General features: G+C 44.1%; 19 protein-coding genes. 16 read left to right on the top strand and 3 right to left on the bottom strand.

The annotated features are described in order from the left end of the window. The first annotated feature begins 14 nt into the window (after nt 1–14). From DXA54_RS12080 to rpiA, 3 genes are all read left to right on the top strand, one after another. A complete protein-coding gene (locus tag DXA54_RS12080) occupies nt 15–1,934 on the top strand; it encodes a transglutaminase-like domain-containing protein (protein ID WP_120079558.1) in 1,920 nt (639 codons plus the stop codon). Nucleotides 1,935–2,014: 80 nt separating this feature from the next. Continuing rightward, nucleotides 2,015–2,665, top strand: coding sequence for a PAQR family membrane homeostasis protein TrhA (gene trhA, locus DXA54_RS12075; protein ID WP_004297979.1), 651 nt, complete (start codon nt 2,015–2,017; stop codon nt 2,663–2,665). Nucleotides 2,666–3,017: 352 nt separating this feature from the next. Beyond that, complete coding sequence (gene rpiA / locus DXA54_RS12065; protein ID WP_120079556.1) at nt 3,018–3,719, top strand: ribose 5-phosphate isomerase A; 702 nt, start codon at nt 3,018–3,020, stop codon at nt 3,717–3,719. Nucleotides 3,720–4,195: 476 nt separating this feature from the next. Here rpiA and DXA54_RS12060 read toward each other — a convergent pair whose 3' ends face one another. Next, nucleotides 4,196–4,417, bottom strand: coding sequence for a carboxypeptidase-like regulatory domain-containing protein (locus DXA54_RS12060; protein WP_004297975.1), 222 nt, complete (start codon nt 4,415–4,417; stop codon nt 4,196–4,198). Nucleotides 4,418–4,750: 333 nt separating this feature from the next. Here DXA54_RS12060 and DXA54_RS12055 point away from each other — a divergent pair, with 333 nt between their 5' ends. Beyond that, nucleotides 4,751–7,729, top strand: coding sequence for a SusC/RagA family TonB-linked outer membrane protein (locus DXA54_RS12055; protein WP_256372823.1), 2,979 nt, complete (start codon nt 4,751–4,753; stop codon nt 7,727–7,729). An 11-nt stretch (nt 7,730–7,740) separates the two neighbouring features. After that, on the top strand, nt 7,741–9,354 hold the full coding sequence (locus DXA54_RS12050) for a SusD/RagB family nutrient-binding outer membrane lipoprotein (RefSeq protein WP_120079552.1): 1,614 nt from the start codon (nt 7,741–7,743) through the stop codon (nt 9,352–9,354). Nucleotides 9,355–9,598: 244 nt separating this feature from the next. Here the strand turns inward: DXA54_RS12050 and DXA54_RS12045 are convergent, their stop codons facing one another. After that, nucleotides 9,599–9,997 (bottom strand): response regulator, encoded by a 399-nt coding sequence (locus tag DXA54_RS12045; RefSeq protein WP_004297972.1) that lies wholly within the window; start codon nt 9,995–9,997, stop codon nt 9,599–9,601. Nucleotides 9,998–10,116: 119 nt separating this feature from the next. On the opposite strand from DXA54_RS12045, the gene DXA54_RS12040 reads away from it, so the two are divergent. The 6 genes from DXA54_RS12040 to DXA54_RS12015 all read left to right on the top strand — a co-directional run bounded on the left by DXA54_RS12040 (nt 10,117) and on the right by DXA54_RS12015 (nt 19,194). Further along, entirely contained in the window at nt 10,117–11,754 is a 1,638-nt protein-coding gene (locus tag DXA54_RS12040) for an ABC-F family ATP-binding cassette domain-containing protein (RefSeq protein ID WP_004311684.1), read from the top strand. Between the two features lie 98 nt (nt 11,755–11,852). After that, a complete protein-coding gene (locus DXA54_RS12035) occupies nt 11,853–12,263 on the top strand; it encodes a DUF6769 family protein (protein WP_004306814.1) in 411 nt (136 codons plus the stop codon). An 88-nt stretch (nt 12,264–12,351) separates the two neighbouring features. After that, nucleotides 12,352–13,587 (top strand): efflux RND transporter periplasmic adaptor subunit, encoded by a 1,236-nt coding sequence (locus tag DXA54_RS12030; RefSeq protein WP_004306813.1) that lies wholly within the window; start codon nt 12,352–12,354, stop codon nt 13,585–13,587. 78 nt (nt 13,588–13,665) lie between these two features. Next, nucleotides 13,666–16,764 carry an efflux RND transporter permease subunit gene (locus DXA54_RS12025; RefSeq protein WP_115485239.1) on the top strand — a complete coding sequence of 1,033 codons (3,099 nt, stop codon included), beginning with the start codon at nt 13,666–13,668 and terminating at the stop codon, nt 16,762–16,764. A 157-nt stretch (nt 16,765–16,921) separates the two neighbouring features. Then, entirely contained in the window at nt 16,922–18,106 is a 1,185-nt protein-coding gene (locus tag DXA54_RS12020) for a TolC family protein (protein ID WP_004311687.1), read from the top strand. Between the two features lie 257 nt (nt 18,107–18,363). Next, the gene (locus DXA54_RS12015; RefSeq protein WP_004321813.1) at nt 18,364–19,194 is read left to right on the top strand and encodes a hypothetical protein; all 831 of its coding nucleotides are present in this window, start codon (nt 18,364–18,366) and stop codon (nt 19,192–19,194) included. Here DXA54_RS12015 and DXA54_RS12010 read toward each other — a convergent pair. Continuing rightward, nucleotides 19,191–20,654, bottom strand: a complete 1,464-nt coding sequence (locus DXA54_RS12010; RefSeq protein WP_004321816.1) for a methyltransferase RsmF C-terminal domain-like protein — start codon at nt 20,652–20,654, stop codon at nt 19,191–19,193. The genes DXA54_RS12015 and DXA54_RS12010 overlap by 4 nt on opposite strands. 109 nt (nt 20,655–20,763) lie before the next feature. Here DXA54_RS12010 and DXA54_RS12005 point away from each other — a divergent pair, with 109 nt between their 5' ends. The 5 genes from DXA54_RS12005 to DXA54_RS11985 all read left to right on the top strand — a co-directional run bounded on the left by DXA54_RS12005 (nt 20,764) and on the right by DXA54_RS11985 (nt 24,700). Continuing rightward, complete coding sequence (locus DXA54_RS12005) at nt 20,764–21,543, top strand: DUF6249 domain-containing protein (RefSeq protein ID WP_004306807.1); 780 nt, start codon at nt 20,764–20,766, stop codon at nt 21,541–21,543. Beyond that, on the top strand, nt 21,540–22,091 hold the full coding sequence (locus tag DXA54_RS12000) for an RNA polymerase sigma factor (protein WP_004297960.1): 552 nt from the start codon (nt 21,540–21,542) through the stop codon (nt 22,089–22,091). Before DXA54_RS12005 ends, DXA54_RS12000 begins: the two co-directional genes overlap by 4 nt. Then, on the top strand, nt 22,072–22,401 hold the full coding sequence (locus DXA54_RS11995; protein WP_004306806.1) for a DUF5056 domain-containing protein: 330 nt from the start codon (nt 22,072–22,074) through the stop codon (nt 22,399–22,401). The genes DXA54_RS12000 and DXA54_RS11995 overlap by 20 nt, the downstream gene beginning before the upstream one ends. Nucleotides 22,402–22,585: 184 nt before the next feature. After that, nucleotides 22,586–23,857, top strand: coding sequence for a cardiolipin synthase (gene cls / locus DXA54_RS11990; RefSeq protein WP_165863242.1), 1,272 nt, complete (start codon nt 22,586–22,588; stop codon nt 23,855–23,857). Between the two features lie 48 nt (nt 23,858–23,905). Then, nucleotides 23,906–24,700: a thymidylate synthase gene (locus tag DXA54_RS11985; RefSeq protein WP_004297955.1), complete on the top strand. Its 795-nt coding sequence runs from the start codon at nt 23,906–23,908 to the stop codon at nt 24,698–24,700. Nucleotides 24,701–24,703: the final 3 nt, after the last annotated feature.

The raw sequence follows: 24,703 nt of genomic DNA, 5'->3' as shown, positions 1-24,703 counted from the left end.
ACCTGTTTACACCAATGATCCGTTCCAGCCACCCCATCCTGAAACAAAGGATATGCCGGGCATTCGGTCTGTCCTGTGTCCTTATCTGCCTAAGTCTGCACATACAGCCGGCATGTGCACAGGATATTCTCAAGGATGCCAATTCCGTTATCGTTGAAGCACGCACAGAGGTTCTCTGCAAATCTATGACCCAATCCATAGAAAAAGAAAGCCTGACAATCAGCGTCCTCAACCGTAAAGGATTGGAGGCAGCCCGTTTCTTCTGCGGATGTGACATGTTCCGTTCTTTGCAGAAATTCTCCGGAGAAATCCTCAATGCCACCGGACAAAGTGTACGTAAGATAAAGAAATCCGAACTACAGAAAAGTGAATACAGCTCTTCGCTTACCACGGACGATTATTTTTATTATTACGAATGTAATCATCCTTCTTTCCCTTTCACAGTGAAATACGAATGGGAAATGAAATGCAACAACGGACTGATCGGTTATCTCCCTTTTGTCCCGCAGGCAGAATTTAACCAGGGAGTGGAGAAAGCGACTTACCGGATCGAGCTGCCCGCAGGACAAGGATGCAGATACCGCGAACTGAACACGCAGGGAAAAGGAATCGAAGTGAAGGAGTCCACCGGAGCCGACGGGCAGCAAGTAATTGAAGCCACCGCTTCCAAGCTCTCTCCCATCATCAAAGAACCTTTCAGTCCGGATTTCGCCGAGCTATTTCCACGTGTCTACTTTGCTCCCTCCGCTTTCAAGTACGACAAGTTGGAAGGCGATATGAGCAGCTGGCAAAAGTACGGAGAATGGCAATACCAACTGCTCAACGGACGCGACCTGCTCACCGAACCTTTCCGCGCCAAGCTGCACGAACTGACAGCCAGCTGCACTACCGACCGGGACAAGGTGAAAGCAATCTACGATTATCTGGCCAAAACCACCCGTTACGTGAGCATCCAACTAGGCATCGGAGGTTTACAGCCCATTGCCGCCGCCGATGTTTGCCGCACGGGATTCGGCGACTGTAAAGGATTGTCCAATTACACCCGCGCCATGCTGAAAGAGTTGGGAATTGCTTCCACTTATACAGTCATCAGCACCACCAACGAGCGCTTGCTACCAGACTTCTCCAGTGCCAACCAGATGAATCACGTCATCCTGCAAGTTCCGCTTCCCCAAGATACGCTCTGGCTGGAATGTACAAATCCATCGCTTCCCTTCGGCTATGTCCACCAAGACATTGCGGGACACGACGCCTTACTCATCGAACCGACCGGCGGCCAGATGTATCGCCTGCCCACCTATCCCGACTCGCTGAACACACAGCACATCGTTGCCAACATCACCCTCTCCCCCACAGCCGAGGCACGGATAGAGGTGAACGAAATCTCCCGGATTTTTCAATATGAGAATGAAGCAGGCATCGTCTATCTGGAGCCTAACAAACAGAAAGACCGCATCCGTTCAAGCATCAACTTATCCCAAGCCGATATTCAGAACCTGCAAATCAGCGAGTGCAAGGAGCCCAATCCGTCTATCACCTTCGACTACACTGCCACCAGCAATCAATACGGGCATAAAACGGGCAACCGTCTGTTTATCCCCACCAATGTGTTCCGAAAAGAATTCAGTGTTCCTCCTGTGACGAAGCGCACCTATCCCATTTACATCAACTACGGATACACAGATACCGACAGCATCCGCATCCAACTGCCGGAAGGATATGTAATCGAAGGACTTCCGAAACCGCTTGACGTGAAAAGCAAGTTCGGCAGTTTCCATTCCGGTATTCAGGTGAAAGATAAGGAAATCTACATCACTCACCGATTGTTTATGCACAAAGGGGGTTACAGTCCGGATGAATATGCGGCATTCATTGATTTCCGCAAGCAAGTGGCAGGACAATATGGAGGAAAAATCATTTTAAAAAAAGAATAAGGGGGGAAACGCTTTACGGAAAATAAAGTATCTTTGCGACTCAATATTTTTTGTGACTTAACCATTCAAAAAAAGGAACATTGAAGAACAAACGATACAATCATATAGAAGAATGGGCAAATACCCTTAGCCACGGAATAGGCATCCTGCTTGGAATCGTGGCCGGATATTTCCTATTGGAAAAGGCTTCCGAGAATATGGAACCGCAGTGGGCAGTTGCTTGTGTATCCGTCTATCTGGCGGGGATGCTTTCCTCTTATATCAGTTCTACGTGGTATCACGGCAGCCGTCCGGGGAAACTGAAAGAGTTGCTCCGCAAATTCGATCATGGAGCTATCTACCTGCACATTGCCGGAACCTACACTCCTTTTACCCTGCTCGTTCTGCGGCATGCCGGCGGATGGGGATGGGGAATCTTCGCTTTCGTCTGGCTGTCGGCTATCGCCGGTTTCATTCTTAGCTTCAAAAAGCTGAAAGAACACAGCAATCTCGAAACGGCTTGTTACGTAGGTATGGGCGCCTGTATATTGGTAGCCATGAAACCTTTGTTAGATCATCTGGGAGAACTGGGAGCCACTACCGCTTTCTGGTGGCTGATTGGCGGAGGAGTTTCGTATATTGTGGGAGCTGTTTTTTATTCATTGCGCAAACCCTATATGCATGCCACTTTCCACTTGTTTTGTCTGGGAGGCAGCATCGGGCACATCATTGCCATCTGGCTGATTCTGTAAGGAATGGTAGGGACAAAAAAAAGGCTATCTATCCCAGACAGCCAATCTTTGTTAACCTTAAATCTAATACTATGAAAAACACAGTACAAAGATACGGACTTTTCGGTCATCTCCAAATTTTCAGGCCAAAGCAGCCTAACTTATAACACGGTTTAATAAAAAGCAGATGTTCGTTAACGTTTAACGCAATAAAGTTAAAAATTAACGAATCGTTTATTAACGATTTAAATGATTGAATTGCCGCTAATGAGTTTTTTCCTTCTGAATTTGAAACGAACAAACAAACAGATTCACAAATTCGTTATATAGAAAAGAGGAACTTAAAAACGAAAACGATTTAGAACGTAAACTTATGGATTGGGAAAATCACCTGATAAAACACCTGCAATGGTCGGACTCCATCATCAACCGGGAGGCAAAAGAACACGTAGCCCGTGAAATTGCCGCCACGGCAAAAGACGGAGATGTGATAGGAGCCGGCTCCGGCTCTACAGTCTACCTGACTCTGTTCGAACTCTCACGACGAATTCGTGGAGAGCACTTGCATATCGAAGTGATTCCCGCCTCACAAGAAATCTCGATGACCTGCATACAGCTAGGCATCCCCCAAACTACCCTCTGGAACCAACGGCCCGACTGGACATTCGACGGAGCAGACGAAGTAGATCCGCAACAGAACTTGATTAAGGGACGTGGCGGAGCGATGTTCAAAGAGAAACTACTGATTAGAAGCAGCCGCAAAACGTTCATCATCATCGACCCCAGCAAGCGTGTGAATCAGCTGGGAAGCAAATTTCCCATCCCTGTAGAGGTCTTTCCGGACTCACTGACTTATGTAGAGCATGAGTTGCAGCGACTGGGTGCCTCGGAGATTGTTCTTCGTCCCGCTCGTGGCAAAGACGGACCTATCTTTACAGAAAACGGCAACTTTATCCTCGACACCCGTTTCAACTACATCGACTCTTCGCTCGAAGAACAACTGAAGGCAATCACCGGTGTTATAGAGAGCGGACTTTTCATAGGTTATGACATCAAAGTGATCGTGGCGGAATAAAATAACACAAGCTGAAAATCCCATTTTGTAAAGACGTAAATTTGATTTGTTCTAATGCAAATTAAATAGTATAGCTTTACCTTTATTTTAGTTAGTAGAACTAGGTTATCTGACACCCGGGTCTCAGACATACCGACACCCGGGTGTCAGACAACTTATACTTGCAGTCTTTTGCATTCTTCTTTACTATCACTCATAATTTCAATCACTATTAGATTGTAACATTTAACTCATACCTCCAAAACACGAATATTAAAAACGCCTAGATAAAGAAAAACACCGGGAAATTTATTAAAAATTTGGGTAGAATATTAATCCCTTCTCAAAAATCAATGAGAAGCAAAGACTACTAAATTGATAAAGGAAGTTTCAATAAAAGAAACCGGAAGAATAGGTTAATTTTTAAAATCCGAAACAAAAACATTGAAAAACAACAAGATAGGAGAAAAAAGCAGAAGGAAAGGAGGAAAGAAAAATCAATAAGTCTTAGCAGAACTTGGTACATTCGTGATTGTAAACTTACCGTCAATATCAGTGATAGTACCAAGGGTAGTGCCATTCACCAATATTGAAGCACCTACGACAGGTTGCCCATCTTCTTCAGAGGTAACCAAACCGGTAACTCTGGATGTTTGCGCTGTCACTAGACCTATACCTATAAAAAGGAAGGTCATTAAGAACATCAATTTTCTTTTCATAAATTCTCTCTTAAATTTAACCTATAAACAGATTTTTTGTCTCTAACAGGTTGCAAAGATAACACTAATTATGACAAACCGAAAAAAGTGTTACGTATTTAACTAAAAAGTATCGTTTTGAAAGCAAGAAGTATTCAAAAACTGATAGGTTAAAATAACACCTTTCCGATTTAGCATATTTTAAAAGATAATTTCTATCATAAAGATAGCACCAAAATCAGGCTTTTCAAGGAAAAGTGAACATTATTGCCTCCAAAACGGTATCTTTTTATCATTTTGCACCTTCAAAAGGGTTAAAGAACTATTAACAATGATAAAGGCAGAAACTTCTACATACCAAGTTCTGCTAAAACTTTGCGCGTTTCTTATGTAGGAATGATTTCGCAGGACGTTTCCATCAAACCGGGAGTGATAAAAGTTGTTTTGAAAAGCGACGCGAAAGCACTGGATGAGGTTGTGGTGACAGCCATGGGTATCTCACGCGAGAAAAAAGCACTGGGTTACGCCGTTCAGGACGTAAAATCGGATCAACTGACGCAAGCTGCCAACTCTAATCTGGCGGGAGCGTTGCAAGGTAAGGTGTCCGGTTTGGACGTGAAGCCTTCAAGTGGTATGCCGGGAGCTTCTTCACAGATCACTATCCGTGGTGCACGTTCTTTCTCGGGTGACAACACTCCGCTTTACGTTATTGACGGAATGCCGGTGACCAGTACGCCGGATGTTAGCACAGACATTCAGAACAATGGTAGTGTGAGCGGAGCGGACTTCGCCAACCGTGCGGTAGATATCGACCCTAATGATATTGAAAGTATCAACATTTTGAAAGGACAGGCTGCATCTGCACTTTATGGTATCCGCGCTTCCAATGGTGTGATTATCATCACAACCAAGAGTGGTAAAGGAGTGGAAAAAGGCAAACCGCAGGTTAGCTTCTCTTCTAATGTCAGCTTCGATGTAGTCGGTCGTCTGCCGGAGTTCCAGAAAACATACGCACAAGGTTCGGGTGGAGTATTCAGCACTACTTCGGGAACGTCTTGGGGACCTAAGATTTCCGAACTTCCAAACGACGCAACGTATGGAGGTAACACAGATAACGAATACACGCAGAAGTTCGGTAAGCAACAAGGAAAATATTATGTTCCCCAGCGTGCAGCAGCCGGTCTTGACCCGTGGGCTACTCCACAGGCATATGACAATGCAAAAGACTTCTTCGACACAGGAATCACCTGGAGCAATTCATTGAATGTAGCGCAGATGCTCGACAAAAGCTCCTACTCTATCTCATTGGGAAATACACATCAGGACGGTATTATCTCAAGCACTGGTATGGACAGATATAATGTAAAGGTTAGTGCTGACACGAAACTGACTAACAACTGGAGTTCCGGATTTACAGCTAACTATATCACTACTTCTATCGACAAGGCAGTGACTTCCGGTAACGGTCTGTTGAGAACGGTTTACGCAGCTCCTCCCAGCTATGATCTGGCCGGTATTCCAAGTCACGTAGACGGTAACCCGTACACACAGAATTCTTTCCGTGGCAGCTTTGACAACGCTTACTGGGCGATGGAAAACAACAAATTTACGGAAGATACCAACCGCTTCTTCGGAAATGTGTATGCAAGCTATCAGACTGATTTCGGCACAACGAACCACAAGTTGAACGCGAAATACATGGTTGGTGTGGATGCTTACACCACTCACTATGTAGACAGCTACGGATATGGTAGCAACACCGGTGGCGGTCGCGGACAGATCGAGAACTACGGCTGGACAAATGCTACATACAACTCATTGCTGACCATCAACTACGACTGGCATATCAATGAAGACTGGGGACTGAACGCGGTAGTGGGTAACGAAATTATCCAAAGCAACAGAAAGAAGTATTATGAATATGGTACGAACTACAACTTCCCGGGATGGAACCACATCAACAACGCCACTACTCAACAGACAGAGGAAGAGACATGGAAAAACCGTACGGTGGGATTCTTCGGTAACGTATCGGCTTCTTACAGAAATATGCTTTATCTGACCCTCACCGGACGTCAGGACTATGTATCCAATATGCCACGTAACAACCGCTCTTTCTTCTATCCTTCTATTTCGGCTGGTTTTATCCTGACGGAATTAGATGCATTGAAAAACAATATAGTTAATCACGCCAAATTGAGAGTATCGTATGCGGAAGTAGGACAAGCAGGTGATTTCCTTGAAAACTACTACTCTACTCCTACGTATGGAGGTGGATTCTATACGTTAACTCCAATCATGTACCCGATGAAAGGTACTACCGCCTATACTCCGTACTACACGATTTTCGACCCGAAACTGAAACCGCAGAATACACGTTCGTATGAAGTGGGCGCTGACGTGAACTTCCTCGATAACTTAATCACATTCAGTTATACGTACTCACGCCAGAACGTTAAAGACCAGATTTTTGAAGTGCCTTTGGCTTCTTCTACCGGTGCTAGCAAACTGCTCACCAACGGTGGTAAGATTCATACCAACACGCATGAATTCACTCTTGGCTTCAATCCAATCCGGACGAAGAATATCAACTGGGATTTTGCATTCAACTGGACGAAGATCGACAACTACGTAGATGAACTGGCACCGGGTGTGGAGAATATCTCTCTGGGAGGATACGTTACTCCGCAGGTACGCGCTTCAGCAGGTGAGAAATTCCCTGTCATCTACGGTGTAGGCTTCAAGAGAGATGCGAATGGTAATCGTCTGGTAGACGAAAACGGTTTACCTATCGCTGGTGAAGCACAGGTTATCGGTAAGGTTTCTCCGGACTTCCTGATGGGCTTCAACACCACATTACGCTTATGGAAGTGTACAATCAGCGCAGTGCTCGATTGGAAACAGGGTGGTCAGATGTATAGTAGGACAACCGGACTGGCAGACTACTATGGTGTCAGCAAGAGAACGGAAAACCGTGATGGTACTATCATCTTTGACGGCTACAAAACTGATGGAACTAAAAACGATATCGCCATCACAGGTGCAAACGCACAACAGGTATATTACAGCCGTTTGAACGACATCGACGAATCTTCTGTATATGACAACTCTTTCATCAAACTGCGTGAAGTGGCTGTCAACTACAAAATTCTTCAAAAACGTTCGATTGAACTTTCTGTAAACGCATTTGCCAGAAACATTCTGATCTGGGCACAATTGCCTGACCTCGATCCGGAAGCCAGTCAGGGTAACAACAACATGGCAGGAGCATTTGAAGATTATTCAATGCCGCAAACAGCTAGTTTCGGCTTTGGTTTCAACATTAAATTTTAATCTGCAAGACAATGAAAAAATATAAATCAATAGAAAAATTGCTGGCAGTTTCTTTCTTGACTGCTACCATTGCTTCTGCTTGTACGGAAGACGCAATGGATAAAATCAATGAAAACCCTAACAATCCGTTGGATGCGCCCGCTAAGTTCTTAATTACGGACTTAGGCGTAAGTACTGCATTCAGCACTGTAGGAGGGGATTTCTCGCTCTATTCTTCTGTTTACATAGAACATGAAACGGGTATATCCAACCAGCTTTACCGCGCGGAAGTACGCAGCGGAGAGCCCACAACGGCTACTACCTACAACAATGCATGGATCAACGTGTACTCAAATATCAAGAATGCTAAAATCGTTATCAAGAAATGCGAAGAAGATCCTTCGGAAAAAGGAAACGTAGTGACGGAAGCGATTGCTAAAATCCTGCTCGCCTACAATGGAGCTGTGGCAGCCGATGTGTTTGGAAACACACCGTATAGCCAGACAGGTATCCTCAATCCGGACGGTACACCGATGTATATGCAACCTAAAATGGATACACAGGAAAGTATCTATCAGGAAGTAATGCAGAACCTGGATGATGCCATCACTCTACTGAATAACGGTACTGCCAAAGATACGGGCTTATCCGGTGCAGTCGGTTCTAAAGACTTGATCTATGGTTCAAACACCAGTACACAGGCAAGTATGTGGCTTAAAACGGCCTATGCGTTAAAAGCACGTTATACAATGCGTCTGCTCAATAAAAGTGCCAACAAGACTACAGATCTTCAGAATATTCTTACTTATGTGAGCAAATCATTTGCCAACGCAAGTGAAGAATGTAAGTTGGCCGTTTACGATGCTGATTCGCAATTGAATCCGCTTTGGTCCTTCAGCTACAGCCGCAACAGTTTAGCAGCTAGTGCAAGTCTGATTGAAAAGTTCGTTGAGCGCAATGACCCCAGAGCACCGCAAGCGTTCCTGGAACCTGATCCTACCGGATATATCACTTATGGATACGGAGCTACGCAAGCTACGGACATCGCAGGCATCAAAGCGGCTCCTAACGGAACTCCGCAAGAGTTGCAGAATAATTATGGTATGTCGATGATATCATGGGCTATGTCGGCTCCTACTCTTTTAATCAGCTATCACGAAGTGAAATTCCTTGAAGCAGAAGCATTGTGCCGTTTGGGAGGCAGACTGGGCGAAGCTAAGACTGCTTTGAAAGATGCAGTCACTGCCGGATTCGAGAATCTGGGAAATTCAATTATAGATGCTGCAGACACTTGGATATATGATGGTGACAGCGATTTGGGTGCAGATGTGGCAGAAGCCTATTTCACGGATGAAGTGGAACCGTTATTCGATGCCAACCCTCTGCAAGAGACAATGATACAGAAGTATCTTGCTTTCTTCGGCGCATCCGGCGAATCACTGGAAGCCTATAATGACTACCGCCGTCTGAAAGGTGCAGGAGAAAACTTCATTGTACTGAAAAACCCGCAGAACAGCAGTAAATTCCCATTGCGCTTCGGTTATGGAGCAGACGATGTATTGGCAAATCCTGAAGTGAAAGCTGCTTTCGGTGATGGACAGTACGTATATAGCGAGGCCGTATGGTGGGCTGGCGGAAACAAATAATGAACTTAAAATCTCTCAAAGGAGAGACTTTACATAGAGTCGTTTCTGTACTCTAACAAATTAACAGAGACGAACAAAAATAGGCCAACCGTGAGGTTCGCCTATTTTATTTTATCCAAATGCATTAGATGAAGTTAGAGTAATACCATTTTTCTACCCAATCATACTTCTTTTCCATGCTTTTACGTTTTTAACGCTTAAGCACTTTTTTAATAAACTAAAAAAAATCTCGTAAGAATCAATCTTACCACTGCAAATCGGGTAAATATTTACTCAACGTAGTGCGGAGAATACCCAAGGTGATAGGTTTCACTAATACTTCAGTTGCTCCTGCATTCATTGCATTTTCCTTATCAGAGCTAAAAGCATAAGCCGTCTGCATGATAATAGGAATTTCTGTGTTAGATTCACGAATTATCTTCGTTGCTTCCAATCCGTTCATCACCGGCATCTTAATATCCATTAGCATTGCTTTGGCTCTTTGCTGGTGTTGCTGAAACAACTCCACCATTTCCTGGCCATTTTTAGCCCACTCGATATCACACTTTTTGCCTATGATAGCCTTGATTAATTTAAAGTTGCTGTCATCGTCTTCAGCTACCAAAATTAAAGGTCTGAATTCATTCATTTGTTCGCTTTCCATATCGCTTATATATTGTTTTTTTTATCTGTTTTTTTAGAGCTATCTTCCTTTTCAGCCCGCAAGGTATAAAAAATATTCATATATTTCGCTATCTTTGCGCCTCAATTTAAAAGAATAGTATGATTTCTGTTGACGGACTAGCCGTAGAGTTTGGCGGCACTGCTTTATTTAGTGATATTTCTTTCGTAATTAATGAAAAAGACCGCATCGCTCTGATGGGCAAAAACGGGGCTGGAAAAAGTACGCTGCTGAAGATTTTGGCAGGCGCACGGCAACCGACACGTGGAAAAGTTTCCGCACCCAAAGATTGCGTAGTAGCATACCTGCCTCAACATCTGATGACGGAAGACGGAAGAACAGTGTTTGGCGAAACGGCACAGGCTTTTTCACATCTTCATGAGATGGAAGCGCAGATCGAAAAGTTGAACAAGGAGCTTGAAACACGGACGGACTACGAGAGCGACAGTTACATGGCGCTGATCGAGGAAGTGTCCAGCTTGAGCGAGAAGTTTTATTCAATCGATGCTACTAATTATGAAGAGGATGTGGAAAAGGCATTGCTTGGATTAGGATTCACCCGAGGAGATTTCCAACGCCAGACGAGTGATTTCAGCGGTGGATGGCGAATGCGTATCGAACTCGCCAAATTGCTGTTGCAGAAACCGGATGTGCTCTTGCTCGATGAGCCGACGAATCATCTGGATATCGAATCTATTCAATGGCTGGAGGATTTTCTTATTAATAATGGAAAAGCGGTCATTGTAATTAGTCACGACCGTAAATTCGTGGATAATATTACAACACGCACCATCGAAGTAACGATGGGACGTATCTATGATTACAAGGTAAATTACTCGCAATATTTGCAGCTGCGCAAGGATCGCCGCGAACAGCAACAGAAGGCTTATGACGAGCAGCAGAAGTTTATTGCTGAAACGAAGGAGTTTATCGAACGGTTCAAGGGGACTTATTCAAAGACGTTGCAGGTGCAGAGCCGTGTCAAAATGCTGGAGAAGCTGGAATTGCTCGAAGTGGACGAGGAAGATACTTCTGCATTGCGACTGAAATTCCCGCCTTCACCCCGTTCGGGCAGTTACCCGGTCATCATGGAGGGTGTTGGAAAGACATACGGAGACAAAGTGGTATTCCGCAATGCTAATCTGACGATTGAGCGTGGTGATAAGGTAGCTTTCGTTGGTAAGAACGGTGAGGGTAAGTCTACGCTCGTGAAGTGTATCATGAAGGAGATTGAGCATGACGGTACATTGACTCTCGGACATAATGTGCAAATCGGATATTTCGCTCAAAATCAGGCTTCGCTGATGGATGAAAACCTGACGGTTTTCCAAACGATTGACGATGTAGCCAAAGGAGATATCCGGAACAAGATTCGTGATTTGCTGGGGGCGTTTATGTTTGGCGGTCCCGAGGAATCGATGAAAAAGGTCAAAGTGCTTTCGGGTGGAGAGCGTACCCGTCTGGCTATGATTAAATTATTGCTGGAACCTGTCAACCTCCTGATTTTAGATGAGCCGACGAATCATCTGGACATGAAAACGAAAGATATTCTGAAACAGGCATTGCTGGATTTTGATGGTACGCTGATCGTCGTTTCACACGACCGTGACTTCCTTGACGGGCTGGTTACCAAGGTGTATGAGTTCGGTAATCAAAAGGTGACGGAACATCTTTGCGGTATCTATGAGTTCCTCGAAAAGAAGAAAATGGATTCGTTGCAAGAACTGGAAAAGAAATAATAAATAATAAAAAGAGGGTATCGGCTACAGGCGAAATAAAAGTATTTGTATATTTGAACTTTGAAGCTCTGAAAAGCGGATAACCTCTAAAAGAAAGGATGAAAGGGAAGAAACGAATTATAGTAACTCTGCTGTTTTTTATCAACATTATTATGTTGGTGGCAGCGGTTATTCCCCATCATCATCACCCCAACGGAATGATTTGCATGAAGCAGGACTTGCCTGTAGAACAGCAATGTCCCACGCATCATCATCACCCGGGAAACGACTCATGTTGCAGCAGTGAATGTATGACTCGTTTCTACTCTCCCACTCCATCCATACATACGGATAGCGGACCGGATTACGTATTCATCGCTACCTTATTCACGGATGTAATCATCGAGCATTTATTACGACCGCAAGAGAAACGGATTAAAAACTATTACGTTTACCGAGACTCTCTGCATGGTACGGATACTCATCGTACCACTTCTCTTCGTGCCCCTCCCTACTCTGTTTTTGCGTAAAAGCGTAAATGCAAATTAGTTGCATCTGCGCTACCTCATCTTTGTAGCGTAAAAAGAAAACAGTAAAATTTAGTAGGAAAATATCATTATGAAAAAACTTATTTTCGTGGGAATCCTGGGCTTATTCGTGCTGGGATCCTGTAATAATAGTACCGTCACACACACACACGATGAACACGATCATGCCGCGGAAGGACATAATCACGAGGCAGAAGGACCCGATCATTCCCATGAAGGCGAATGTAGCGGAGAACACAATCATGAAGCAGCCGATGAATACAACGAAGCTGCCGAAGCCCACAGTGATGAAATCATTCTTCCGAAAGCGAAAGCTGAAGCAGCCGGTGTAAAGGTGAGCGTTATTGAACCTGCACCTTTCCAGCAAGTGATTAAAACCAGCGGACAGGTGCTGGCTGCTCAAGGGGATGAATCGGTTGCCGTAGCTACAGTAGCCGGCGTGGTATCTTTCCGTGGAAAAGTAACGGAAGGTATGAGCGTCGGCAGCGGCACTCCGCTAGTCACTATTTCTTCAAAGAATATCGCCGATGGTGATCCGGTGCAACGTGCCCGCATTGCCTACGAGGTATCCAAGAAGGAATACGAACGTATGAAGGAGCTTGTTAAAAACAAAATCGTATCCGACAAGGATTTTGCACAAGCGGAGCAAAGTTACGAAAACGCCCGTCTTAGTTACGAAGCTCTTTCCAAGAATCATTCGGCTATCGGCCAAAGCATTACGGCTCCTATTGCCGGATATGTGAAAAGTATTCTCGTGAAAGAAGGTGACTATGTGACAATCGGACAACCGCTGGTAAGCGTGACGCAGAACCGTCGTCTTTTCCTCCGTGCCGAAGTGTCGGAAAAGTATTACCCGTATCTCCGCACCATCAGTTCCGCCAATTTCCAGACTCCTTATAATAATCAGGTGTACGAGTTGAAAGCATTGAACGGTAAACTTCTCTCTTTCGGAAAAGCTGCCGGAGACAATTCTTTTTATGTGCCTGTCACTTTTGAGTTCGACAACAAAGGGGAAGTGATTCCCGGCTCATTTGTGGAGGTATTCCTGCTTTCTTCAGCAATGGAAAACGTGATTTCTCTTCCGCGCACCGCGCTGACAGAGGAACAAGGCATATTCTTCATATATCTGCAACTGGACGAAGAGGGTTATAAAAAACAGGAAGTAACGATAGGAGCCGACAACGGCAAAAGCGTTCAAATCCTAACTGGTGTAAAGGCTGGCGACCGTGTAGTGACCGAGGGTGCTTATCAGGTTCGACTGGCAAGCGCAAGCAATGCAATCCCGGCACACAGCCACGAACACTAAAGAGACTAGGCGTCGCAACCGTTTTTTTTGTGCGGCGCATCTATCAAGTTATTTATAACTCTCAATTAATGAAATATCATGCTTAATAAAATTATACATTACTCCCTACACAACCGGCTGGTGGTAGTTTGTGCGGCCATCCTCCTGCTTATTGCGGGAACGTATACCGCCATGCATACGGAAGTAGACGTATTCCCCGACCTAAATGCACCTACGGTAGTAATCATGACCGAAGCGAACGGTATGGCTGCGGAAGAAGTTGAACAACTCGTTACTTTTCCTGTTGAAACTGCCGTAAACGGAGCTACGGGTGTGCGCCGTGTCCGCTCTTCCTCTACTAACGGATTTTCCGTTGTTTGGGTAGAATTTGATTGGGGAACGGATATTTATCTCGCTCGTCAGATTGTTAGTGAGAAATTAGCGGTGGTCAGCGAATCGCTGCCGGTCAATGTCGGCAAACCGACTCTTGGACCACAGTCTTCTATCTTAGGCGAAATGCTCATCGTCGGTCTGACTGCCGACTCCACTTCCATGCTCGATCTTCGCACGATTGCGGACTGGACCATCCGTCCACGCCTGCTGTCTACCGGAGGAGTGGCACAAGTGGCTGTGCTCGGAGGAGATATCAAAGAATACCAGATTCAGCTAGATCCCGAACGGATGCGTCATTACGGCATCTCGATGGGAGAAGTGATGGCTGTAACACAGGATATGAACCTAAATGCCAATGGAGGTGTGCTCTATGAATTCGGAAATGAATATATTGTACGTGGTGTACTCTCCACTTCGAAAACAGAGCAACTTGGCAAAGCGGTAGTAAAGACAGTGAATAACTTCCCTGTCACGCTGGAAGATATTGCAAACGTAACCATCGGCCCGAAGGCTCCGAAACTGGGTACTGCTTCAGAACGCGGCAAATCTGCCGTCCTGATGACTGTTACCAAGCAACCGGCTACCAGCACACTGGAACTGACGGACAAACTGGAAGCATCTCTGAAAGACCTCCAGAAAAATCTGCCGCCGGACGTAAAAGTTTCAACGGACATATTCCGTCAAAGCCGCTTTATCGAAAGCTCCATCGGCAATGTGAAAAAATCACTCTTTGAAGGAGGTATTTTCGTTGTCATCGTGCTTTTCCTGTTCCTGGCAAATGTACGTACTACGCTGATCTCATTGGTGACACTGCCTCTTTCCCTGCTCGTTTCGATCCTGACTTTACACTACATGGGGCTGACAATCAACACCATGAGTCTTGGAGGTATGGCGATAGCTATCGGTTCATTGGTAGACGACGCCATTGTCGATGTGGAAAACGTATATAAACGACTGCGGGAGAACCGCCTGAAAGCGGAAGCAGAAAGACTAAGTACGCTCGAAGTGGTATTCAATGCGTCGAAAGAGGTGCGCATGCCTATCCTTAATTCAACGTTGATTATCGTAGTCAGTTTTGTTCCGTTATTTTTCTTGAGCGGCATGGAAGGCAGAATGTTGGTTCCACTAGGTGTTGCTTTTATCGTGGCCCTGTTTGCGTCTACGATAGTTGCCCTGACACTAACTCCGGTACTCTGCTCTTATCTATTAGGAAGCAATAAGACGAACAAGGAACTGAAAGAAGCTCCTGTTGCCCGCTGGATGAAAGGGATTTATGAAAAAGCACTGACTTGGGTACTGGCACATAAACGTGTGACTCTCGGAAGTACAATCGGACTTTTTGTAGTTGCCCTCGGAGTGTTTTTCACACTTGGACGCAGCTTCCTTCCTTCGTTCAATGAAGGATCGTTTACTATCAATATCAGTTCTCTGCCAGGTATTTCGCTGGAAGAAAGCAACAAAATGGGACATCGTGCCGAAGAGTTATTGATGACAATTCCCGAAATACAAACGGTAGCCCGGAAAACGGGACGTGCCGAATTGGATGAACATGCGTTAGGAGTCAATGTTTCTGAAATAGAAGCTCCGTTCGAATTGAAAGACCGCTCGCGCAGTGAACTGGTAGCTGATGTACGTGAAAAATTAGGTACGATCACCGGAGCAAACATAGAAATCGGACAACCGATCAGCCACCGTATCGACGCAATGCTATCGGGTACGAAAGCGAATATTGCTATCAAATTATTCGGTGATGACCTGAATAAAATGTTTTCACTCGGTAATCAAATCAAAGGAGCGATCAGTGACATTCCCGGTGTTGCCGACCTGAACGTGGAACAACAGATTGAACGTCCGCAGCTGAAAATACAGCCTAAACGGGAAATGCTGGCTAAGTTCGGTATTACCCTGCCGGAATTTTCGGAATATGTGAATGTAGCTTTGGCTGGAAAAGTGATCTCACAAGTGTATGAACAGGGCAAGAGTTTTGACCTGATCGTAAAAGTGAAGGATGATGCCCGGGATGAAATAGAGAAAATCCGTAACCTGATGGTAGACACGAACGACGGCCGCAAAGTTCCTTTGAGCTATGTAGCGGAAGTGGTATCGGCCATGGGTCCGAATACGATCAACCGCGAGAATGTGAAACGTAAAATTGTCATTTCCGCCAATGTGGCCGATCGTGACTTGCGCAGTGTTGTGAATGATATTCAGAAACGTATCGACACATCGGTACAATTACCCGAAGGTTATCATATCGAGTATGGTGGACAGTTTGAAAGCGAGCAGGCTGCCAGCCGGACATTAGCGTTGACTTCATTTATCAGTATCGTGGTTATCTTCCTGTTGCTGTACAATGAGTTCCGCAGTGTGAAAGAATCCGGGGTTATCTTGCTGAATCTTCCGCTGGCACTGATCGGTGGTGTATTTGCTTTGGTGATTACAACAGGAGAAGTCAGTATTCCGGCTATCATCGGTTTCATTTCCTTGTTCGGTATTGCAACGCGTAACGGTATGTTGCTCATCAGTCACTACAATCATTTGCAAAAGGAAGAAGGTTTGAATGTATATGATAGTGTGATTCAAGGTTCTCTCGACCGCCTGAATCCGATTTTAATGACGGCATTGTCTTCTGCACTGGCACTGATTCCATTGGCACTTGCCGGCGACTTGCCCGGTAACGAAATTCAAAGTCCGATGGCAAAAGTGATTCTAGGAGGATTATTAACGTCTACTTTTTTGAACGGTTTTATCGTTCCGATTGTTTATCTGATGATGCATCGGAAAAAGGCCCAGAAAAGCCTGTAGAGAGGGATATTTTTCCTCGGTGAGAAAACCATCGTTCCCCGGTGAGGAAACAAGTGTTTCTCGGTGAGGAACGGGTCGTTCCTCGGTGTCAAACAAATAGATGCCTTATCATAAAGTATCTATCAACAATAGATTGTAATAAATAAAGAAATTAGAAATGAAACAAATCATGACCATAAGCGCTGCACTTCTTTTCTTAACCATAGGTGAAGTGCAAGCCCAAAACGGAATTGAACAGGTATTGAAGAATATCGAAACGAACAATAAGGAGTTGCAGGCAAACGAGCAACTGATTACCTCGCAGAAGCTGGAAGCCAAAACGGATAATAACTTGCCTGATCCTACTCTCTCTTACGCGCATCTATGGGGAGCAAAAGATAAAAGCGAAACAATCGGTGAGCTGGTTGTTTCACAAAGCTTTGATTTCCCTAGTTTATACGCCACACGTAACAAGTTAAACCGTCTGAAAGCCGGAACTCTTGACAGTCAGTCGGATGTTTTTCGTCAGGAGAAACTGTTACAGGCAAAAGAACTTTGCCTGGACATTATCATGCTTCGTCAGCAAAAGCATATTTTGGAGGAACGTCTCCGCAATGCGGAAGAACTTGCTAAAATGTACGCCAAACGTCTCCAAACAGGGGATGCAAATGCTCTCGAAACCAATAAAATCAACTTGGAACTGTTGAATGTCAAAACGGAAGCGTCTCTGAACGAAACGGCACTTCGCAATAAGCAGCAGGAACTGAATACGCTGAATGGTAATATTCCGGTGGTTTTCGAAGAAAATCAATATCCGGCTATACCGTTCCCAAGCGATTACCAAATGTTGAAATCAGAAGTCATGGCTACAGACCGTACCTTAATGGCACTAGGCAACGAGGCTCTCGTTGCCCGTAAACAGATTGCTGTCAATAAATCCCAGTGGCTGCCGAAGCTGGAACTCGGCTACCGTCGGAATACAGAGACTGGTGTGCCTTTCAACGGTGTAGTGGTGGGCTTTTCCTTCCCGCTTTTCGAAAATCGGAATAAGGTGAAAATTGCTAAAGCGCAGGCACTCAACATCGACTTGCAAAAGGATAATGCTACACTGCAAGTGGAATCTGAATTGGCACAACTTTACCGGGAAGCGAAAACGCTGCATGCTTCAATGGAAGAATATAGCAAGACTTTCCAGTCTCAACAAGATTTGGCATTGCTGAAACAAGCTTTGACAGGTGGACAAATTAGTATGATCGAGTACTTCGTTGAAGTATCGGTGATCTATCAAAGTCATCAAAATTATCTGCAATTGGAAAATCAGTACCAAAAGGCAATGGCACGGATTTACAAAAGCAAGCTATAAATAGTACATAAAACCCTTTAGGTATGGGTTACGCTGAACATACTAATTTCTATTTTTAAGTTATATAAGTATGTTTATATAATAAATTAGGCACGGATTACACAGAATTCACGGTCTTTAGTATTGTCATAACTATAAAGCAACAGTGTTAATCCGTGTAATTCGTGCCTAAATATATCTCCTCTCTTTTTCTTCAAATTCCGACTGGATATTTCAAAACAATACATTACATTTGCAACGAACATAAAATCTGAATTATGAGACCTAAACATTTCTATTTATTCATGTTATGCTGCATCCTTACGCTACTAAGTGGCTGTAAAGATGATGACGACAATCCACTGCGTTTTTACAACAGTGAATACGAAGTACCTATGGGTGGCAGACGTTACCTCGGCCTGGAAAGCGGAAATGGTGACTACTCACTTGCAGTGAAAGACACACGCATCGCAAGTGCCGGAACTGAAACTGGCTGGAGTGGAGTACCTGCCGGACGTATGATTTATGTAACCGGTATCCTCACCGGAACGACTTATCTGACAGTAACAGACAACGCCACACAAGAAACCTGCACTTTACCAATCAAGGTGGTCGATAATTACGAAAATATGGAGTTGCTACGCAGCTACTTGTCTAACTTACCCAACGGAGATGCGAATCTTCTACCCGGTATTTCCGACATTTTTCTGATTAACAACCACGCACGGGATGCTTATTTTTTCAAACAAGGAGAACAGACCGCCTTTTCATCCGGACTTGAATTAATAACCCAAGGAAGTTACAAACTGGAAAAAGAAGAAGGAGACGATAAGAAAATGACACTAACCCTCACTTTTTCGGAAGATATGGCAACACCTGTTTCCGATCATAAATTCATAATATGGGGAAACTCGTACTTATTTCATCGGTTGGATAAAAGCCTAAATCTGAACTGGAACACTCCGCCCATTGGAGAAACGCGGACATCACCTGCACCTCCTCCTTCCTACACGCTGGAAGAAATAGCTGAAGGCACAGAAATCGGAAAAGGCAGACAGCTTAGCTTTAGTCTTTCCCAACAGGAAATACCTGCGGGAATACTGCCTTAATCAGTAACGTATTCTGATAAGATGCGTATATTTTCCGGTAAGTATCCACTACGGATGCGCCATTCTTGCGGATAAAGATTATTGGCACGATTGCCGATGTTCTTCACAAATCCGAGAGGAATATGCCGATAAGTAAGCAAAACATATCCACGAGGGGCTGTTACCGGTAAGGTAATGGCCTCTTTTCGTAAATATGTGATGGCCTGTTCATAACTTATTTCTTCCGTAGCGAATGCTTCCCGGCATAAAAGTGAGGTACACATTGCCAACGCATGGTTAGGGATCAAATCCTTTCCTTTCACCTCGCCTATCTCAATCCCTGCCGACACAATTTTCAGGCTTTGTTTCATCGTCGCCAATTCATTAGTATAGTACTGTGAGAAAGCTCGGATATTTGTTCCTTCCGCCAATAAAATATACTTGTCCGAATTTTCATCATTCAACCAACTTTTAGCCATATTCAGATATTCTTTCGATACAGGAGAAGATGCTGCTGTTCCTTTCTTATCCTTCTTCTTGAAAGCTTTCTCTTTGGCGGAAGAAGATACTGGGATCTCTTCTTCCGTCTCCGGCTTACGAAAAGCCACCAGAAAAAAGCCTTCACCTTTCGTCTTATGAGGGAAAAAATGATAGACGGGAATAGAAGATTTAGAATGATCCCCTTTATCTGACAAAAGATCTCCTGTTATATTCCAATTCTCCTGCACCTGCACAGTTAATGGTTCGCCCCCATACTCTTGTTGAATCCAACGTGCATTCTCTTCATCCTCTTTTGTATTAAATGTACACGTACTATATATAAGAATACCTCCGGGCTTCAACGCATCCCAGATATCTGCAATAATCCGTCGCTGGCGCTGCCAACAGATTTCCACATTCTCGGGGCTCCACTCTTCCACAGCTACCGGGTCTTTACGGAACATACCTTCACCGGAACAGGGAACATCTGTAAGAATCACATCAAAGAAAGAGAGTAAAGCCGAAAAATCTGCCGGATCATTATTGGTCACTACCACATCCGGATGTCCCCACTTCGTCAGGTTTTCAGCAAGAATCTGCGAACGATTCCGGATTACCTCATTGGCTACCAACAGGCTCCCTTCGGGAAGTACACTACGGGCATGAGTCGATTTTCCACCGGGAGCCGCACAAAGATCCAACATCTTCACCGGTCCCGTGATATATTGCCGGAGTACCTGCTCCACAAACATGGAAGAAGCTTCCTGAACATAATAACAGCCTGCATGGAATAAGGGATCGAACGTGAAAGTGAGACGCTCCTCCAAATAGAATCCTTCGGAAGACCAAGGTACTTTATCCGATAAAGAATGATTGATTTTCAATTGATTCAACCGGATGCTAACCGGTGGTTCCTGTTGGAGGGCAACAGCCAGTTTGTCGTATTCTTCATCGCCCAATAGAGCGCGGGTGTAGTCTATAAAAGAAGCAGGTAATTCCATCTTTCGTTTATTAATTTCCGCAAATATCAAAAATATTTCGTCTCTTTGCAACTTTCTATGATATTAACTACGTCTAACAGATAAAGAAATAAATTAAAAAACTATTGATATGAAAAATTTTCTATTAGCATTGATGGTTGTACTGACCACTTGCACACTGGCTGTTGCCCAGACCACCGTTGTTCGTGATTCCATCGGGAAAGTAAAAGTAACTGTGACCAAAGACAATAAAGCAAATACGAACAATACTGCTGTCACAGTGATTGGTGTAGACACAGCAGATGCTGATTCTGCAGACGTAAATGCAAACTCAAGTAATGTTAGCACCACTCATGGCAAAGCCAGCTTCACATTCGATTCGGATGACAGCGATTTCCCCTTCCACAATGTTAGTGCCGGCGGAGGTATTCTGGTAGCAATCATTGCAATCATTGCTGTATTCGGATTTCCGGTATTCATTCTATTTGTAATCTTCTTCTTCCGTTATAAAAACCGGAAAGCACGTTATCGCCTTGCCGAACAGGCACTTGCTGCCGGCCAACCGCTTCCGGCAGAGTTTATCCGCGAAAACAAAACAGTCGATTCGCGTTCACAAGGCATCAAGAACACTTTTACGGGTATCGGTCTTTTCATCTTCCTCTGGGCAATCACCGGCGAATTCGGAATTGGAGCTATCGGCTTACTCGTTACATTCATGGGTATCGGACAATGGATTATCGGTAGTAAACAACAGACTCAAGACGCAAATGCTACCCGGATGTATACGGGTAATAAGGATGAAAAAAAGAACCCGAATAACGTTAGAACCGATAGTTTCGAAATCATCCCTTCTGAATCCGAAGAGAAAGACAAAGGAGTAAACGAAGAAAAGAACGACGAGAATAAATGAGCCAACTCAATGATATATCGTTAGTCGCACAGGTCGTGGTGTTCAAGAACACCAGGGCCTTCGACCAGTTGGTGAAGGAGTACCAATCGCCCATCCGGCGATTCTTCCTGAACCTGACTTGCGGCGACAGCGAATTGAGTGACGACCTTGCGCAAGATACATTTATCAAAGCATATACGAACATTGCCTCTTTCCGGAACTTGTCAAGTTTCTCTACGTGGCTGTATCGTATTGCTTATAATGTTTTTTATGATTATATTCGCAGCCGGAAAGAGACAGCCGACTTGGATACAAGAGAAATAGACGCCATCAACAGCACCGAACAGGAGAATATCGGGCAAAAAATGGATGTCTACCAGTCACTCAAAATGCTTAAAGAAGTGGAAAGAACCTGCATCACGTTGTTCTACATGGAGGACATTAGTATCGACAAAATTGCAGGGATTGTAGGAGTACCGTCAGGGACAGTGAAAAGCCATCTGTCACGCGGGAAAGAAAAATTAGCAACGTATTTAAAACAAAACGGTTATGACAGAAATAGACAATGATAAGCTCTTGCGCGATTTCTTCGCAGAAAACAAGCAGGAAATAGCAGATAACGGATTCAGTCGCCGTGTCATGCACCACTTACCCGATCGTAGTAATCGCCTGGCTCGTATCTGGAGCGCTTTCGTGATGACTGTGGCTGCCGTACTTTTCGTATGGTTAGGCGGATTGGAAGCAGCTTGGGGAACAATAAGAGAAGTATTTATCGGTATGATTAATCATGGCACTACCAGCCTTGATCCAAAGTCTATTATTATCGCAGCTGCTGTACTATTATTTATGGCTACACGAAAGGTAGCTTCTATGGCATAAACAAAATAGATACAGATTAAAAGTCCGAAGTATAAGTTCCCCGGACTTTTATATTCTTGAGTTAAATAATTCTTTATCCCTCTTTTTGTGTTAAACAATAATAAATCTACCCTTCACTCCAAGTAAGCCCAAACATAGATGTTGTATATTTGTTGCTCTGTAAACTAAAATAGAGAGAAGAGTTTTGAAGTTACGTATATTTATTTTATTTCTGTTCCTGCCTTTATTACATGTTCAGGCAGATGTCATCGACAGTCTGATGACGCAGCCCAGAGACTCAATCGGACTAACAAGCGATTCCCTAGTATTGCATTTCTTGGAAGAATCGGGAATCCCTATATCTGATAATAATAAAGTAAAACTGCTAAAAAGCGGGCGGGAGAAATTTATCGATTTATTTGAGGCCATCCGGGAAGCTAAACACCATGTTCATCTGGAATATTTCAACTTCCGAAATGACTCCATTGCCAATACTTTATTCACTTTGTTAGCCGAAAAAGTGAAGGAAGGAGTTGAAGTACGAGCTATGTTTGATGCTTTCGGAAACTGGTCGAACAATAAACCGCTTAAAAAGAGACATCTCAAAAAAATACATGAACAAGGAATCGAAATCGTAAAGTTTGACCCGTTCACCTTCCCTTATATCAATCACGCCGCTCACCGGGATCATCGTAAAATAGCTGTTATCGATGGAAAAGTAGCATATACAGGCGGAATGAATATCGCGGATTATTATATCAACGGACTACCCAAAATCGGAACCTGGCGTGATATGCACATGCGTATCGAAGGAGATGCCGTCAATGATTTGCAGGAGATTTTCCTGACTATCTGGAACAAAGAGACTAAACAGAATATAGGAGGAGAAGCTTATTTTCCTCAACATCAGGAACAGACAGACAGCACGAATATCGTTGTAGCAATTGTAGACCGTACCCCGAAAAAGAATAGCCGTATGTTGAGTCATGCCTATGCCATGAGCATTTACTCGGCACAAAAGAATGTTCATATTGTTAATCCTTATTTTGTACCGACCTCTTCCATCAAAAAGGCATTGAACCGTACAATCGACCGGGGAGTAGATGTAACAATCATGGTTTCCTCCGCTTCCGATATCCCGTTTACTCCGGATGCTGCACTTTACAAGTTACATAAACTAATGAAAAGAGGAGCTACTGTCTATATGTACAACGGAGGATTCCACCATTCAAAAATAATGATGGTAGACGATTTGTTCTGTACAGTCGGTACTGCCAACCTGAACAGCCGCAGTCTACGATATGACTACGAAACCAACGCTTTCATTTTTGATAAAAAAACAACCGGTGAATTGAATAATATGTTTCGAAATGATATCGAGCATTGCACCCAACTGACACCGGAATTTTGGAAAAAGCGTTCTCCATGGAAGAAGTTCGTCGGCTGGTTTGCTAATTTATTCACTCCATTTTTGTAATTTTGTACGGAAAATCATTTTCACCACAGATTATGCAACTTATTCATTATGAAACAATATCTGGATTTACTCAATCGTGTACTTACCGAAGGCACGAAAAAAGATGATCGTACCGGAACCGGAACAATCAGTATCTTCGGTCATCAAATGCGTTTTAACCTTGATGAGGGCTTCCCGTGCCTGACAACCAAAAAACTGCATCTGAAATCAATCATATACGAATTGCTTTGGTTTCTACAGGGAGATACAAATGTGAAATACCTTCAGGAACATGGAGTACGTATTTGGAACGAATGGGCGGATGAAAATGGTGACCTGGGGCATATCTATGGCTACCAATGGCGTTCATGGCCTGACTATAACGGTGGATTTATCGACCAGATCAGTGAAGTAGTGGAAACAATCAAACATAATCCGGATTCACGCCGTATCATTGTAAGCGCTTGGAATGTAGCAGATTTGAATAATATGAATTTGCCTCCCTGCCATGCTTTTTTTCAGTTTTATGTAGCAGACGGACGATTGAGTCTACAACTGTATCAACGCAGTGCTGATATTTTTCTTGGTGTTCCTTTTAATATTGCTTCATACGCATTATTGCTGCAAATGATGGCACAAGTGACGGGATTGAAAGCCGGAGATTTTGTCCACACCTTTGGTGATGCGCATATCTACCTGAACCATCTGGAACAAGTGAAGCTCCAATTATCACGCGAACCTCGCCCATTGCCACAAATGAGAATCAATCCGGACGTGAAAAGCATCTTCGATTTTAAATTTGAGGACTTCGAGTTAGTAAACTATGATCCGCATCCGCATATTGCAGGAGCAGTAGCCGTGTAAAAA

The sequence above is a fragment of the Bacteroides sp. OF03-11BH genome (assembly GCF_003604005.1).
Classification (GTDB): Bacteria; Bacteroidota; Bacteroidia; order Bacteroidales; family Bacteroidaceae; genus Bacteroides; species Bacteroides ovatus.
Note: the sequence above shows the minus strand (reverse complement) of the source record. Positions and strands in the feature narration are given on the sequence as shown.